Origin of the sequence: Luteipulveratus flavus (genome assembly GCF_029439465.1) — a bacterium.
GTDB classification, from domain to species: domain Bacteria; phylum Actinomycetota; class Actinomycetes; order Actinomycetales; family Dermatophilaceae; genus Luteipulveratus; species Luteipulveratus flavus.
Genome location: NZ_JAROAV010000057.1, coordinates 16,224 through 31,523 on the forward strand (window position 1 = coordinate 16,224; position 15,300 = coordinate 31,523).

Annotated in this window: 14 protein-coding genes; 5 read left to right on the forward strand and 9 right to left on the reverse strand. The window is 73.5% G+C overall.

From position 1 onward, the window contains the following. Positions 1-18: 18 nt before the first annotated feature. The gene (locus P4R38_RS19610) at positions 19-879 is read left to right on the forward strand and encodes a tetratricopeptide repeat protein (protein WP_277193671.1); all 861 of its coding nucleotides are present in this window, start codon (positions 19-21) and stop codon (positions 877-879) included. A gap of 115 nt (positions 880-994) precedes the next feature. Beyond that, the gene (locus P4R38_RS19615; RefSeq protein WP_277193672.1) at positions 995-2,191 is read left to right on the forward strand and encodes a threonine synthase; all 1,197 of its coding nucleotides are present in this window, start codon (positions 995-997) and stop codon (positions 2,189-2,191) included. A 6-nt stretch (positions 2,192-2,197) separates the two neighbouring features. Here P4R38_RS19615 and P4R38_RS19620 read toward each other — a convergent pair whose 3' ends face one another. Genes P4R38_RS19620 through P4R38_RS19630 form a run of 3 tightly spaced genes read right to left on the reverse strand, consistent with a single transcriptional unit; the run spans position 2,198 to position 5,500 of the window. Then, on the reverse strand, positions 2,198-2,761 hold the full coding sequence (locus P4R38_RS19620) for an acyltransferase (RefSeq protein ID WP_277193673.1): 564 nt from the start codon (positions 2,759-2,761) through the stop codon (positions 2,198-2,200). Continuing rightward, complete coding sequence (locus tag P4R38_RS19625; RefSeq protein WP_277193674.1) at positions 2,758-3,930, reverse strand: glycosyltransferase family 4 protein; 1,173 nt, start codon at positions 3,928-3,930, stop codon at positions 2,758-2,760. Before P4R38_RS19625 ends, P4R38_RS19620 begins: the two co-directional genes overlap by 4 nt. Before the next feature lie 28 nt (positions 3,931-3,958). Continuing rightward, on the reverse strand, positions 3,959-5,500 hold the full coding sequence (locus P4R38_RS19630; RefSeq protein WP_277193676.1) for a polysaccharide biosynthesis tyrosine autokinase: 1,542 nt from the start codon (positions 5,498-5,500) through the stop codon (positions 3,959-3,961). 180 nt (positions 5,501-5,680) lie between these two features. On the opposite strand from P4R38_RS19630, the gene P4R38_RS19635 reads away from it, so the two are divergent. Further along, entirely contained in the window at positions 5,681-6,304 is a 624-nt protein-coding gene (locus P4R38_RS19635; protein WP_277193677.1) for a superoxide dismutase, read from the forward strand. Continuing rightward, entirely contained in the window at positions 6,301-6,576 is a 276-nt protein-coding gene (locus P4R38_RS19640) for a hypothetical protein (protein ID WP_277193678.1), read from the forward strand. Before P4R38_RS19635 ends, P4R38_RS19640 begins: the two co-directional genes overlap by 4 nt. A gap of 114 nt (positions 6,577-6,690) precedes the next feature. Here the strand turns inward: P4R38_RS19640 and P4R38_RS19645 are convergent, their stop codons facing one another. Continuing rightward, complete coding sequence (locus tag P4R38_RS19645; protein WP_277193679.1) at positions 6,691-7,590, reverse strand: aldo/keto reductase; 900 nt, start codon at positions 7,588-7,590, stop codon at positions 6,691-6,693. Positions 7,591-7,778: 188 nt separating this feature from the next. On the opposite strand from P4R38_RS19645, the gene P4R38_RS19650 reads away from it, so the two are divergent. Beyond that, positions 7,779-8,519, forward strand: a complete 741-nt coding sequence (locus P4R38_RS19650; protein WP_277193681.1) for a polysaccharide deacetylase family protein — start codon at positions 7,779-7,781, stop codon at positions 8,517-8,519. On the opposite strand, the gene P4R38_RS19655 is transcribed toward P4R38_RS19650, so the two are convergent. The 5 genes from P4R38_RS19655 to P4R38_RS19675 are packed head-to-tail and all read right to left on the reverse strand — an operon-like array spanning position 8,509 to position 15,290. Beyond that, positions 8,509-9,840, reverse strand: coding sequence for a lipopolysaccharide biosynthesis protein (locus P4R38_RS19655; RefSeq protein WP_277193682.1), 1,332 nt, complete (start codon positions 9,838-9,840; stop codon positions 8,509-8,511). The two genes, P4R38_RS19650 and P4R38_RS19655, sit on opposite strands and share 11 nt — an antisense overlap. Next, positions 9,837-10,937: a glycosyltransferase family 4 protein gene (locus P4R38_RS19660; RefSeq protein WP_277193683.1), complete on the reverse strand. Its 1,101-nt coding sequence runs from the start codon at positions 10,935-10,937 to the stop codon at positions 9,837-9,839. Before P4R38_RS19660 ends, P4R38_RS19655 begins: the two co-directional genes overlap by 4 nt. After that, a complete protein-coding gene (locus tag P4R38_RS19665; protein ID WP_277193684.1) occupies positions 10,934-12,289 on the reverse strand; it encodes a hypothetical protein in 1,356 nt (451 codons plus the stop codon). Before P4R38_RS19665 ends, P4R38_RS19660 begins: the two co-directional genes overlap by 4 nt. Then, entirely contained in the window at positions 12,286-14,328 is a 2,043-nt protein-coding gene (locus tag P4R38_RS19670) for a glycosyltransferase (protein ID WP_277193685.1), read from the reverse strand. Before P4R38_RS19670 ends, P4R38_RS19665 begins: the two co-directional genes overlap by 4 nt. Next, positions 14,325-15,290: a glycosyltransferase family 2 protein gene (locus P4R38_RS19675; RefSeq protein ID WP_277193687.1), complete on the reverse strand. Its 966-nt coding sequence runs from the start codon at positions 15,288-15,290 to the stop codon at positions 14,325-14,327. Before P4R38_RS19675 ends, P4R38_RS19670 begins: the two co-directional genes overlap by 4 nt. Between the last annotated feature and the right edge of the window lie 10 nt (positions 15,291-15,300).

Below are 15,300 nucleotides of genomic sequence, written 5' to 3' on the forward strand. Positions count from 1 at the left end.
CGGCGTCACGATGTGGCCATGGTGGAGGGGCTGGACGCGCGGCTGGCGGCGGGCGGAAACAGTACCGACGTCGGCGTGCTGCTCGATCTGGGGTGCGACCTGTTCGATGCCGGCCGCATCGAGGACGCGGAGACGTGCTTCAGGCGCGCGAGCGGCCTGGGCTCGCCCGAGGGTGCGTTCAACCTCGGGAACACACTCGTCAGGCAGGAGCGGCACGAGGCCGCGATCCCGGCGTTCGAACTTGCGCTCGCCCGAGGCGAGACAGACGCCTGGGCCAACCTCGGGCTGGTCCTGGAGGAGCTGGGTGACCTGGTCGGCGCGGCCCGTGCGTACGAGCAGGCTGAAGCGACCGGCGACCGCAGCGGCGCGTTGCGTCTGGCGATGCTGCTCCATGACCAAGGTGGCCGGGACCGGGCGATGACCGCGGCGCAGCGGTCTGCCGACGCCGGTGACCAGCTCGCCGCGGCCGTGGTGGCGTGCTGGCAGTGGTGCCGGACGCGGGATCCTGGCCTGGAAACCGCGCTACGGGCAGGCGCCGATCTCCTCCCCTCGGCCCGCGCTGACCTGGGTGCGCTGTTGCTGATGTCCGGCCGGGTCAACGAGGCGCGCACGGTGCTCGAGCAGGGCAGCAGCGTGGGTGAGGTGGAGTGCATGCTGCCCCTCGCGAACGTGTACAGCGATCTGCTCGGCGACGATGAACGAGCTCGAGCGGTGCTCACTGCCGCGGCCGACCTCGGCGACGCGCATGCTCATCACAACCTGGCCGTCCTCCTCGAGCCGGACGGCCAGCTCGAGGACGCCGCACTGCACTACCGGCTCGCGATCGCCGGCGGCGATTCACTGGCGGCCACTGCACTTCGAGACCTGCTCAACGAGTAGGGCTCCTGTTGTCCGCCACCGGGGCACTGACCATCTGCTGAGCTGGTGGCGGCGTGTGGGTGTCAGCGCGTCGCCCGAACGTGCGCCGTCGGTGGCCTGGGGCATGCTGGGGCGGATGCGAAGCGCCCTCTCCCACCTCCAGTGCTCCGACTGCGGCCGCGAGCACGACGCCGACCGGCTGCAGAACCTGTGCGAGTGCGGCGGACCGCTGCTCGCGCGCTACGACCTGGAAGGCGTCACGGTCACACCAGACGAGATCGCGCGTCGTCCTCGCGGCATCTGGCGATGGGCCGAGCTGCTCCCGGTACGCGACGACGCGCGCCGCCTGACCCTCGGCGAGGGCGAGACGCCGCTGCTGAACCTGCCGTCGCTGGGACTGCCGGGTCTGGTCGTCAAGGACGAGGGCCTCAACCCGACCGGCAGCTTCAAGGCTCGGGGCGCGGCCGTGGGCGCTGCCCGCGCCGCCGAGCTGGGCGCCACCCACGTCGCGCTGCCGACCAACGGCAACGCCGGCGCGGCGTGGGCTGCGTACGGACGCCGGCACGGCCTCGACGTCACCGTCGCCGTGCCCGGCGCCGCACCCTCGGTCACGCGTGGCGAGGCGGCCGCGGCCGGGGCCGACGTCCAGGTCGTCGACGGCCTCATCGGGGACGCGGGGCGACTGGTCGGTCGTGCTGCTGCGGCCCGCGGCTGGTTCGACGTGTCGACGCTCAAGGAGCCCTACCGCGTCGAGGGCAAGAAGACGATGGGGTTGGAGATCGCCGAGCAGCTGGGCTGGCGCGCGCCGGAGGTCGTCGTCTACCCCACCGGCGGCGGCGTCGGCCTCATCGGCATCGCCAAGGCGTTCGCGGAGCTGCGCGAGCTCGGTTGGCTCACCGGCCCGACGACCCGGTTCGTGGCCGCCCAGTCCTCCGGCTGCGCCCCGGTCGTCGACGCGTTCGAGCGCGGCGCGGACGACGTCGAGCCCTTCCCGAACCCCGAGACGATCGCGTACGGCATCACGGTCGCCGGCCCGCTCGGCGGCCGGCAGGTGCTCCGCGCCCTGCGGGCGGGCGGCGGGACCGCGGTCGCGGTGGATGACGAGGACGCCCTCGCCACCCGGGACGAGTGCGCCCGCGGTGACGGCCTGCTGCTCTCGCCCGAGGGAGCGGTCGCGGTGCACGCGGCGCGGGTGCTGGCCGACCGCGGGTGGGTCGCCGGCGACGAGCGCATCGTGGTCATGGGCACCGGCAGTCCTCTCGTCCAGCCCGAGCTGCTGCCCGTGCCCACCGGACTCATCGCTCGCGACGGCGAGCTGCGAGGGCACGGGTGACCGCGATCAGGACCAGCCCGAGGTGCGTCCGACGACGCGGGCCGGGTTGCCTGCCACGACGGAGTACGCGGGGACGTCACCGCTCACGACCGAGCCGGCTCCGACCACGGCGTGGTCGCCGATCGTCACGCCCTTGAGAATGATCGCGCCGGTACCGATCAGGACGTGCTCGCCGATCGTCACCGGTGCGCTGACCGGCCCGGCGCGGCCGTCCTCGTCGCGGATCTCGTGAAAGTCGGTGTCGAGGATCTGGCACTGCCAGGACACCTGCGTCCCGGCGCCGATGCTCACGCGCGTCGCGACGTTGACCACCGACCGGGCGCCGATGGCCGAGCGCGGTGCGAGTTCCAGGACCGCGCCGTCGGCGACGAACGCCTGCACCCCGTCGTGGATCAGCGAGCCGCGGTGCAGCAGGTACTCACCGGGGCCGGTCAGGCGGACACCGGCACCGATCCGCGCGCCGGCACTCCCCCGCACCGATGCCCGGCCCCGCTGCGCGACCTTGCGCGCGGTCGCTCGCCGGAAGTCGCCGTCCCGCGCGAGCCGGAGCACGGCCGTCCTGCGGCTCACCGCCTGACCCGCCCTGAGGGGCCCGCCGCGAGCGCCGTGACCACCTCGTCCAGCCGGTCGGCGTACTGCTCGACCGAGAACCGTTCGTGCGCCTGGCGTTCGGCGGTCTCGACGAGCGAGGCGACGAGGGCCGGGTCGTCGACGAGCCGGCGTACGGCGGCGGCGAGCGCGGCCGGGTCGCCCGGCTCGACCAGCAGTCCGGTACGTCCGTCCTCGACGGTCTCCAGGTGGCCGCCGCCTGCGGCCGCCACGACCGGGCGGCGAGCGAGCTGCGCCTCGACCACGACGTTGCCGAACGACTCGCGCGAGGACGGCGCGAGCAGGACGTGCGCCTCCGCCAGGGCTGCCCACACCGGGCTGACGTACCCCCGCAGCCGGACCGAGTCGACCAGCCCGAGCTCGTCGATCAGCGCGCGCAGCTCCTCGGCGTACCACTCGTAACCCGGGAAGACCGTGCCGTAGACGTCCAGCTCGGCGGGTACGCCTGCCGCGCGCAGCAGCCCGACCGCGCGGATCGCGTCGGCGCAGCTCTTGCGGGGGGAGAGACGAGAGATCACCACGAGCCGGACCCGGCCCTGCGTCGGGACCCCGTCCGTCGGCGGCTCGACCGGGGCGGGCACCCCGTTGTGGACGACGTGCCCGCGACGCCGCAGGCGCGGGACCGCCTCGGCTGCGGTCCGCAGGCTGGTCTGGCTGTTGAGGACGACCCGGTCGGCCAGCAGCAGCGGCGCGGTGAGGACGGTGCGGACGGCCCGCGGGTCGCTGCGCTCCGCCTCGTGGACGTGGCACAGGCTCGGGGTACGCGACGTCCGGGCGGCGAGCAGCCACCACGGCACGGTGACGGTGTTGGCGTACACGACGTCGGCCGAGGTCTCGCGGATCGTCCGCCGCAGCACGCGATGGGTCCTGGCGACGCTCGCGCTCAGCCGGACGAGACCGCCCGGTGACGCGCTGGCCCGGCGCAGCACGGGGAAGTCCACCGTGCGGACCTCACCGCCGGCCGCGACGATGCGCTCGACCAGCGGGCCGTCGTCCGGCACGGCCACCACGACCCGCCAGCCGCGACCGGTCAGTCCCGAGATGCTCTGCAGCATCTGCAGATCGGCGCCGTAGACGTCCGCCGACGGGTGCGCGATCAGTACCGTGCGCGACGGGCCGGCGCCGCTCACGACCCGAGGCGACCCAGGACGACCGGGCTCACGACTCTTCCTCGGTGGTCGTCGTGGTGCCGGACTTCCTGGAGGTCGGCAGCCGGCGGGCCGGCACCGGCATCTCCATCGTCTCGTCCTGGACCTCGCGCAGGCTGCGCGCTCGCGGCAGGGGCGCCGGCGAGGACTCGTTGCGGTCGGTCGTCTCCGGCGCGGCCTCCACCGGCACGGAGTCGTACGTCTCGTACCCGTCGGTCTTCGTGCGCTTGGGGCGCGGCGTCATGGTGAGGACGCAGCCGAGCACGGATGCGCCGACGGCCTCCAGCGAGCGCAGCGACTGCTGCACGTGCGACCGCTTGGTGTCACCGTGCCGGACCACCAGCAGCGCGCCGTCGGCGTGGGCCGCGACGACCGCGGCGTCGGTGACGGGCAGCAGGGGCGGCGTGTCGATGATGACCATGTCGCACTCCTCGCGGGCGCGGGCCAGCAGGTCGATCATGTTGCGGGTGCCGAGCAGCTCGGAGGGGTTCGGCGGGATGGAGCCGCTGGAGAGCACCATCAGCTGGTGCCGGCCGAACGGCTGGACGGCGTCGTCGAGGTCGGCCTGCCCGGCGAGCACGTTCGACAGCCCCACCGAGCGGTCCAGGCCGAGGTAGTCGCACACCTTCGGCCGGCGCAGGTCGGCCTCGATGAGCAGCACGCTCGATCCGGCCTCCGCGAAGGCCAGCGCGAGGTTCGCCGACGTGGAGGACTTGCCCTCCTGCGCCGTCGAGGACGTCACGACCAGGACCTTCACGGGTTCGTCGACATTGATGAACTGCAGGCCGGTCCGCAGCTGGCGGAACGCCTCGGCGCGCGGGGTGCCGTTGGCGGCGCCGAGGACCAGCGGGCGGTCGGCCGCCCCGCGGTCGAACCCGATCGAGCCGAGCACCGGCTGACGCGTCACCGATCGCAGCACGTCCGGACTGCGGAAGGTGTTGTCGAGCACGTCGCGCAGGATCGCCGCGAGCACGCCCAGCGCCAGGCCGACCGCGAGGCCGGCGGCGACGTCCTTCTTCTTCTGCGGCGCAACGGGGTACGGCTTGAGCGTCGGCCCGGACACGACCTCCAGGGCGACCGGCGACTGCCGCTTGCCGCCCTGGCTCTCGATCTGGTCGACCAGCGTCACCATCTCGGTCGAGACCGCCTTGGCCAGGCGCAGCGACCGCTCCCGGGAGCCGTCCTGCACGTGGACCGTGAGCAGCACCGTGTTGACGTCGGCGTCCGCGGTGATCCGCTTGGTGACCTGGCGCGGCGTCAGGCTGGTACCCGACTTCTCCACGACCATGGTGGCCAGGCGCTCGCTCGGAGCCAGGAGCACGTAGCTGTTGACCCGCTGCTGCCCGAACTGCGCCCCCGACAGCGGGGAGTCGCCCGCCGTGGTGGGCGTCGAGACGAAGAAGGTGACGGTGCTGGAGTACGTCGGTGGCGTCCGCAGCGTGAAGAACGTCGCCGTGGCGGTGCCGAGCACCGCGAGGAGGACCACGAGCCTCCAGTACTTGCGAACCGCCCGAAGATAGGCGCGGAGGTCGACCCCCACCTGCTCCGTCATGCCCTGCCCACTCCCCTGCGACGCACTGAACCGCGTTGGCGGCGGCTCAGTTTCGCACAGTGCGACGTCCGCTGCGGCCTGCTCCAGGAACACCGGCCGGGATCGAACGCCGACGGGCCGCGACAGACAAGCGGTCGATACAGTAGATGCGACTGAGTCGCATCTAGTGAGGAGCTCACCGTGCCCGACTACGCCCTGCCCCAGCTGCCCTACGACTACGCCGCGCTCGAGCCGCACATCTCGGGCCAGATCATGGAGCTGCACCACAGCAAGCACCACCAGACCTACGTCAAGGGCGCCAACACCGCGGTCGAGCAGCTGGCCGAGGCGCGCGACGGCCAGTCGTTCGGCGGCCTCACGACCCTGGAGAAGAACCTCGCGTTCCACCTCGGCGGCCACGTCAACCACACGGTGTTCTGGAACAACATGTCCCCCGACGGCGGTGACAAGCCGACGGGCGACCTGGCCGCGGCGATCGACGAGTTCTTCGGCTCGTTCGACGGATTCCGCGCCCACTTCGAGGCGAACGCGCTCGGCGTACAGGGCTCCGGCTGGTCGATCCTGACCTGGGACATGGTTGCGCAGCGGCTCTACATCGTGCAGCTGTACGACCACCAGGGCAACGTGCCGGTGTGCATGGTGCCGCTGCTGTTCCTGGACATGTGGGAGCACGCGTACTACCTGCAGTACAAGAACGATAAGGCCACCTTCGTCAAGGAGTGGTGGAACGTCGTGAACTGGGCCGATGTCACCGACCGCTACGAGCGGGCCAAGACCTCGACCCCCGGCCTGATCGTCCCGTGACAGCGAACGATGGCGTCGACCACCGCCAGGACCTGCTGGCGGTGGTCGACGCCGCCCAGCAGGCGGCCGGCGTGCTGGCCGCTCGCGACCGCGGCGACACGGCTGCCGCAGCCCAGCTGATCGCCTCCGCACCGGACGCGGAGGCGTTCGCCGGCGGCTGCCTGCTGCTGGCCGAGCTGACAGTCCGTACGCACTCAGCCCAGACCGGCATCTCCGTCGAGAGCTATCTGCAGCAGCTGATCCTCGACATGGAGACGGCACTGTCGCGCTGAGCAGCGCCTCCGTCTCCAGGGACGCTGACACCCTTGACGAACGCGACCTGCTCGTGCCGTCATCGCCCGAGGGCCGTCGTCACCGGGTCGCGTGGCCGTGGTCGTGGAGCCCGCTCAGCCCAGGGCGTCCAGCGCGCGCAGGTCGGCGTCGGTCAGTCGCAGGGACGCGGCGGCGATGTTGTCCTGCAGGTGGGCCGGGTCTCCGGTCCCGGGGATCGCGAGAACATGCGGGCCCTGGGCCAGGGACCAGGCGAGCCGGATCTGGGCGGGACTGACCGCGTGCTGCTCGGCCACCGCCTGCACGGCGTCTGCGGTGCTCGCGTCGGCGGCGGGCCGGCCCTCCTGGCCGTCGCCGGCGATGGTGAAGAAGGGCACGAAGGCGATCCCGTGCTTCCCGCAGTGGTCGAGCACCTCGCGCGCACCGGCTTCCCGGCATGCGACGGCGTAGCGGTTCTGGACACAGACGATCTCGGTGACGGCGCGAGCGTGGTCGACCTGCTCCGCGGTCACGTTCGAGATGCCGACGTGCCGGACCAGGCCGTCGTCCACCAGTGCGGCGAGGGCTCCGACATGGTCGGCCACCGGCTTGCTCGGCCCGGTGTGGCGGTAGTTGACGACGTCAAGGTGGTCGCGGCCGAGCTCTCGCAGGTTCTGCTCGACCTGGCCGCGGAGCTGGTCCGGGCGTGCCCAGGCCGTCCACTCACCCGACGGGTCGCGGCCGGGGCCGACCTTCGTGACGATGGTGAGGTCGTCGTCGTACGGGGCGAGGGCCTGGTGGATCAGCTGGTTGGCCGACAGCCACGGTGAGAAGTAGAACGCCGCGGTGTCGATGTGATCGACGCCGAGCTCGACGGCCTGCCGCAGGACCCGGATCGAGGTGGCTCGGTCGCGACGCCCGCCGAGGTCGAAGGCGGCGGTACCGGTCAGGCGCATGGCGCCCAGTCCCAACCGGTTCACGGTGCGGGTGCCCAGGGTCCAGGTGCCGGCAGCGGAGGCGTCGAGAGTCGAGGTCACCGGGCAGAGCATTCCACGGGCTCCGTGCCGATCTGCTCGTAGGCCGCACAGCCCAGCGGAGTCGGCCCGACAGCATCCACGAACGAGGCTGACGCCTGCTGCGCGACGCCGCCCTCCGTACGGTCCAGGGACCGGCACGATCGATACTGGAGCCCTCCTCGTCACCGCACCCGTGAGGTCCATCCGCCATGACTGCACTGATCGACGCCGCTCGCCGTGGGCGCGCGTGGGCACGCCGGCGCGGCTCCGCGATCGGGTCGGTGGTCGCCGTCCGCGCGCAGGAGCCCGTCGTGGTCCTCACGTACGACGACGGTCCCGATCCGGCCGGTACGCGCCAGGTCCTGGACGCCCTCGCGGAGCACGACGCGACGGCGACGTTCTTCGTGCTGCTGACCCGGGTTCGGAAGCACCCGACGGTCCTCGCGGAGATCATCGCCGCCGGGCACGAGGTCGCGCTGCACGGACCGGACCACCGGCGTCCGACCGAGTTCGGCCGGACGGAGGCACTGCGTCGCCTCCTCGACAGCAGGGCCGAGCTGGAGGACCGGGCCGGGCGCACCGTCCGCTGGTACCGCCCGCCGTACGGCGCGCAGACGCTCGGCACCTGGCGAGCCACCCGGCAGGCGGGCCTGACCCCGGTCATGTGGGGTGGGACGACGTGGGACTGGCGCGACGTCGGCCAGGACGAGCGCGTCGCCAAGGCGATGGCGACCGTCGTCGGACCGGGCAGCATCCTGCTCGCGCACGACGGGTTCGCGGGAGCCGACGACGGGGCGCCGGACGGCGGTCCGACCCACGACCTCGACCGGTACGAGCTCACCGACCGCGTCCTGGACGGCCTGGCCGAGCGGGGCCTGCGCGGGGTGTCCCTCGGTGGCGCGCTCGCCGCCGGGGCCCGGCCGGACCTGGCGGCGTGGTTCAGCCGGTAGCGAGCCGGCGAGCGGCGAGGTCCCGGCGGACGTACCAGAGGTTCGGCAGGACCTGGCACAGCAGCACCGCGAGCGCCGAGCCCCACACCGGACCGGCGGCCCCGAGCGGCGCCACCAGCAGCCAGGACATCACGAGGTTGAGCGGGACGAGCACCAGGATCGGCGCCACCTGGAAGCGCAGGCCGCGGGCGTCGGTGAGGTACATCCCGAGCGGGTACTTCGCCGCCTGGACGGCCACGAACGCCACGAACCCGGCGACCAGCGGCGCGTCCAGGGAGATCCGCCCGTCCGACAGCAGCGGGGTGGCGACCGGCAGGAGAGCCGCCAGCAGCAGCCCGGCACCCAGGCCGGCCACGAGGAACCCGCCCGCGAGCCCGACCGGCGAGCGCACCTCACCGTCGGCGCGCGCCTTCGCGAACACCGGCCACAGCGCGATGCCCGCGGCCATGACGGTCTGGACGATGAGGCCGAACAGCTGGGACGCGAGGTTGTACTGCGCGAGCTCGTTGGTGGTCGACAGGTGGCTGAGCAGCAGCCGGTCGGTCTGCATGGCGATGGGCAGCGCGACCATCTGCGCGAGCATCGGCCAGGCGACGTCCATGACGCGCGCGCCCGGCACGCTGCGGACGCGCGGCACGTCGGCCAGCGCCGCGCCCAGCTGCGGACGGACGCGGCGGGCCGCGACCCACAGCGACACCCCGGCCACGACCGTGCCGCCGAGGAAGGAGAACATCGCGAGCCAGGTGCCGTCGTCGCCGAGCAGCAGGAGCAGCAGGACCGACCCGAGCATGAACGGCGCGGGCAGCAGCTGAACCCTGATCTGCAGGTGGTTCAGGCCGAGCCCGGTCAGCAGCCTGGGGCCGACACCGAGCGGCAGCGTGGCCGCGAAGACGAGGACGCACACGGTCGCGACCGTCCCGCCGCCGTCCAGGAGGCCCTCACCGAGCACCGTCGGCCACGCACCGGTGACACCCAGCAGCAGCCCGACCAGTGCGAGGACGGCCGCGGAGCCGAGCAGCACGCGTACGGCACTGGTCAGGACGCGGCGTACGTGCTCGTCGCGCGCGGGGTCGGCCGAGCCGCCGACGGTGTTCATGATCGCGGCGGACATGCCGAGGTCGGCGAACGGCACCCACGCCGCCATCGAGGCCAGCAGGCCGTACTGCGCGTACGCCGGGAGCCCGAAGTGCTCGATGATCAGCCGGGTCGTGACCACGGAGACCAGCCCCGAGAGCACCATCACGAGCATCTTGGCGGCGGCGTTGCCCGCGACGAGCCGGGTGACCGGGCTGCGCCGGCGCTCGGCGACGGACGCGGTCACCGGACGCACGCGTCGTCGGTCAGCCACGCGTCGGCGGCACGCCGACCGTCCTCGGCCGGCAGGTCGCGCAGCACCGTCTCGGGCGGCCGCGCCGCACCCAGCGCGTCGAGCACGGCGCCCGCGACCACGTCGCTGGGGGCGCCCGCGGGGATCACGCAGTGGCCGTGCGTGGCAAGCCATTCCGCCAGCCCGGTCTCACCGGTGGTGACCACCGTGCAGCCGTGGGCCAGGCCCTCGACGATCGGCAGGCCGACCTGCTCACGCCACGTCGGCGTCCGCTGCGACAGCAGGACCACCACGGTCGCCGCCCGCAGCGCGTCGTGGATGACCGCCCGGGGCGGGTCCACGACGAGGCACGCCCCGTGCAGCCCGTCGGTCACCTCCCGGACGTGCGACTCCAGCTCACCGGTGCCGATCACCGTCAGCCGGGCCCCCGGGCGCTCACGCGCGACCTGCGGCCAGGCGGCCAGCAGGTGCAGGACCCCCTTGCGCTCCTGGAGCGCGCCGACGAACAGCACCCGCTCGGGGTCACGGGCCGGGCCCGGACGGTCGAGGCAGCCGCACCGCTCGGGCAGCGCGGGCACCACGACGGCGTCGGCACGCTCGATCCGGTTGCCGTACAGCTCGTCGTAGAGACGACGGGCGCCGTCCGTGCCGTACGCGATCCGGTCCAGCCGCCCGGCGACCCACCGGGAGAGCACCCGCTCGGCCCGCCGGCGCACCCGCGCGCGCACCCGGTCGGCCGGGATCTGCCACTCGTCGAGGTTGCCGATGGCGTACGTCACCACCCGGACCGGCCGCCGGCGTACGGCCGCCGTGGCCCTGGCCGCGGCCACGGCGGACGCCGTCCGCACCAGCCCCAGTCGCATGGCGGGCTCGTTGACCTCCAGCGTCCGCACCGGCGAGGCGGCCACGAGAGCGGCCGTCCGCAGGGTGCGCGCTCGGTGCAGGTCCAGGCCGCCGGCCAGGCTGTCGTCGAAGTCGTACCGGCGGTCGGCGTACACCAGGGACGCGGGGGCCGACTCGTGCGCGCGCTCCAGGTGGGCGTTGCGCACCTGCTGGTACACCCGCAGGTGCGGGTGCAGAGCCCGCTTCACGACGCGGCTCCGGCGGAGCGTGCGGGCCTGCTCTCGGCGGGGTCCGGGCGACCCCGCGGTGTGAGGGTGAGCCCGAGCCCGAGCACGAGCGTCGGCAGCGCGGAGTACAGGGGGCTGAACAGCAGGTTCCACAGCGTCCACCAGCTGAGGAAGAGCAGCAGCGCGCTCGCCTCGCCGCTGGTGATCCGCAGCGCGGCGCCCCGGACGACGTGGTAGCCGATGATGAGGGCGAGCAGGACGCCGAGAGCGCCGAAGTGCGCCCACAGGTCGCCCAGCGTCGAGTGCAGCTCGAACCGACCGCCGAACATGAAGTTCTCGACGTACCCGGTGTCGGGCTGGAAGGACAGGATGTCGAACATGCTCGACTTGGCGACGTTGATGTCGTGCAGGGACGGCACGACGCCGACGCCGTACCCGCCGGGCTGGTCGCGCAGCAGCCCGAACGACGCCGCCGCCTCCGGGCGCCCGCCCAGGATGAGCGAACCGCTGGCGCGCAGCTGCTCCTGGGTACGCGCCTGCGCGGCCTCGCCGAGGAAGCCGTCGACCAGCAGCGACTGGCCGAGGTAGTACGCGCCGACGGCGAGCCCGCCGAGCAGCGCCACCGTCCAGCCCCAGGCCCGGCCCCGGCTCATCGAGACCGGCCGCATCTGCCAGACGACCAGCACCGCCACCAGCAGGAACGTGCCGAAGTAGGAGCGGGCGTCGTTCATCGCACAGCTCAGCGCGAGCAGCAGGGTCAGCAGCAGCTGGGTCCCACGCCGGTCGGACCGCTGGACCAGGGAGAGCACGAGGACCGAGACCGGGACGAGGTAGCCGAACTTCCAGGGGTTGCCGGCGGTCAGCGCCCCTGGGTTGAGCACCGCGTTGGCCAGCAGACCGAGCCCGAAGGTGACGCCGATCTGGGTGTCCGTGAAGATCTGGCGGCACCACAGGATCACGCCGACCGCCGCCACCGCACCGACCACCAGCGCGAGGTCCTGCGCCGCGATCGCGTGGTCGACCTGACGCGCCGGGGTCCCCGCCCACGCCAGCCATACCCCCGTGACAGCGGCCAGCGCACCGGTCCCGACCAGCAGCCGGGCTCCCCAGTAGCGCCACAGCGCCTGCAACCACAGCGGCGCCAGAGCCAGGGAGAGCGCCACGCCGTACGTGACACCGGAGAAGACCGTCGAACGGATGCCGAGCAGGAAGACGGTCAGCAGCATCAGCGCGCGGGCGAGGCGGCGCAGGCCGTCGTCCTCGACCGGCATCTCGGCGGCGGGTCGGGCGGCGCGAGCGCGCCGGACCGGTGCGGCCGGGGCGAGCGTACGGACCGGCTTGCGCGGCGGGCTGATCGAGCTGGCCGGGCTCATCGGGCGACCACCGCCGGTTGCTCGGTCGACCCGGGCGCCGCGGGCGCGGTGGCCGAGGGCGCGGTGGCCGCGGGTGCCTCACCGCGGCCGAGCCGTGCGCGGGCGGCGCGGTAGGCGCGGACATGGTCGGTGGCGGCGTCCGGCCACTCACGCCCGTGCAGTGCGGGACGTCCGGACGGCGTGGCCGAGCGCACCGCGGTCAGGGCGGCGCCCAGTGCGTCGGCGTCGAGGTCTCCGGAGTACAGGTGCACCCACCCCGCGCCGCACTCGCGCTGCAGGGCGCGGTTGACCTCGTTGTCCGGGACGAGCACCGGGCGGTCCAGCGACAGCGCCGCGAGGACGCCGCCGGAGTTGTGCATCACCCGGTAGGGCAGGACGACGAGCTCGGCCTCGCTCACCTCGCGGACGAGGTCCGCGTCGCTGACGTGCTCCAGGGTGAGGGTCACCCGCGCATCGGCGCCGGCTCGCGACCGGACCTCCTCGGCCAGCTCCTGCGACGTGGGCCGCCCCGCGACGTGCAGGGTCAGGCCGGCACCGGGCGTCCCGGCGAACGCGTCCAGCAGGGCCTCGACCCCCTTGTACCCACGGACCTGACCGACGTACGTCAGTCGGCCCGGCACCCGGTCGGCACGCGGGTGACCGGCGAACCAGTCCCGGTAGTGGCCGTGCGCGATCGTCGCGGACAGGGCGCCGGTGGGTACGGGGGTGGTCGGGTTGAGGCGGACGTACAGGGTCGTCCACCGCTCGGCCCAGCGCAGCAGCGCGACCTGACCCCGGCCGAGACCGGACGGCAGGTCCAGGTTGTGCTTCGTCCGGACCAGCGGGCGACGAGTGGCGCGCAGCCGGAGCAGCAGCAGCGCGAGCAGCAGCTGTCGGCCGAGCGCTCCTGCCGGGGTCCGGCCCCCGACGAGGATCTCGGGCCAGTGCGCGTGGAACACGTCGTAGCGGGACAGCAGCGCGGCACGCCAGCCGAACGTCCGTACCGTCACGTCGGGCTCGGCGCCCAGGTGGTCACGGAGCATGACGACGTACGGGTTCGTCGTCGGTCGGGGCTCCGGGAAGGACTGCAGCACCACGAGCTCGCGACCGTACGCGGCCGCTCCGGGCCCGGCCAGGCCCGCCAGGAGCCCGCGGCCACGGGCGAGCGACTTCCGCCCGAGGGCGTCGTGCCGGTCGGAGCCGCTGATCCTGCCGTACGACGCGCGCGCGGACCCCAGTGCCGTCAAGGCGACTCCGCGAGCGCCCTGCCGCACGCGAATCCTGCTGCGCTGCAATCCGTTCGGCGCCATGGCCAGCGCCACCCTCGTCGTCGCGCGGCCGTGGCTGCGCGCTCGTTCCAGCACCCAGCGGCGCGTCATCCGGGAGCGCGGTACGCGGTCGGTGACCACCGACTCGGCGCACCACACCATCCGCGCACCGGCGGCGTAGAGGTCGCGGGTGAACGCGGTGTCCTCGCCGCCGGTGAGACCGAACCGCTCGTCGAAGCGCGTCCTGAGGTCGCGGACCCGGTCGAGGTCGAGCAGCAGGTTGCCGGCTGCGGCGAGCTCCAGCGCGTCCCCGGTGGCGAGGTTGCGGCGTACGAAGAACGTGCCCGCCTCCAGCCAGGGGTCGAGCTCGCCGTCGAACTCGGCGACGACCCGCCCCGAGACGGCCGTGGCGTCGTACGTCCGCCAGGTCCGTAGCAGGTGGAGCAGCCAGTCGTCGTGCGGCCGCTCGTCGTCGTCGATGAAGGCGAGCAGACTGTCCTCACGGCATGCGTCCAGCGCGCGGTTCCGCGCCGCCGCGATCCCTGGCCGAGGTTCGTGCTCGTACCGCACGCGCGGGTCGGCGAGCGCCTGGACGACGTGGTCGGCGCTGCCGGCGGGGTCGTTGTCGACGACCAGGACGCGGACGTCGTACCCGCCCGAGCGGGTGACCTCCTCGGCCTGTCGCACGAGCCGCGGCAGCAGGTCCGCGAGCTCGGCGGGGCGCAGGTAGGTGCACACCGCGATGCTCACCCGGACGGCCGCGGGCTGCTGCACGGGACCGGCCGCCGTCATGCGGCACTCCGGGCGAGGCGGCGCGGCGCCGTGAGGGCCGCGCGGGCGCAGAGCGCCAGCCCGACGCCCGACCCGCGGACCGCGGAGACCACCGACCGCGGTGCGGTGAGCAGCTGGCGACGCCCGCCGCGCAGCCAGATCTGGGTGCTCTCCCGCGGCGTGCGCACGGCCCAGCCGAGCGCAGACGACGCCGGGAGGTGCCGGCCGGCGAACAGCAGCCGGTTGCGGCAGTTGAAGTAGTAGTACGTGTCGGACTTCGCCGGCCCTCGCCGGGCCGCGTCGGCACGGGCCTGGGTGCCGCCCTCGTCGTGGACGACCGTGACGTCCCGGCGCAGGACGAGGGAGGCACCGGCGTCGAGGGCGCGCAGGCTGAGGTCGACGTCCTCCCAGTACAGGAAGTAGTCCTCGGCGAACCCGCCGAGCCGGTCGAACAGCTCGCGGTGGACGGCGAGACAGGCTCCGGTCAGCCAGGGCCGACGTCCGGCCCCCGCGTCGCCGAGGACGTCGCGGTCCGGCGCCGACGACGGCGTGGGCAGGCCACGCAGATGACCGCTGCGCAGGTCGATCTCGCTGCCGCGGAACACGACCCGACTGCTGGAGTCGCGGATCAGCGGCGCCACCAACGACATCGGGTGCTGCTCGACGTCCGCGAGCAGGACGTCCACCTCCTCAGCGCTCGCCCGAGCGTCCGGGTTGAGCAGCAGGAACGACTCTGCGCCGGCCGCGGCGGCCGCCCGGACGCCGGCGTTCACTCCGGCGCCGAAGCCGGCGTTGGTCGCCATGGTCACGACGTGCCAGCCGTGCCGGCCGGTCAGTGCCTCGACACGGTCCCGCTCCCCAGCCGTCGAGAAGCTGTCCACGACGACGATCAGCGGACCGCCCGGCCGCGTCAGGGGCAGCAGGTGTCGCTCGAGCAGGTCGTGGGAACCGAAGTTCACCACGACGACCGCCCGAGCGCTCACCATCGACGAC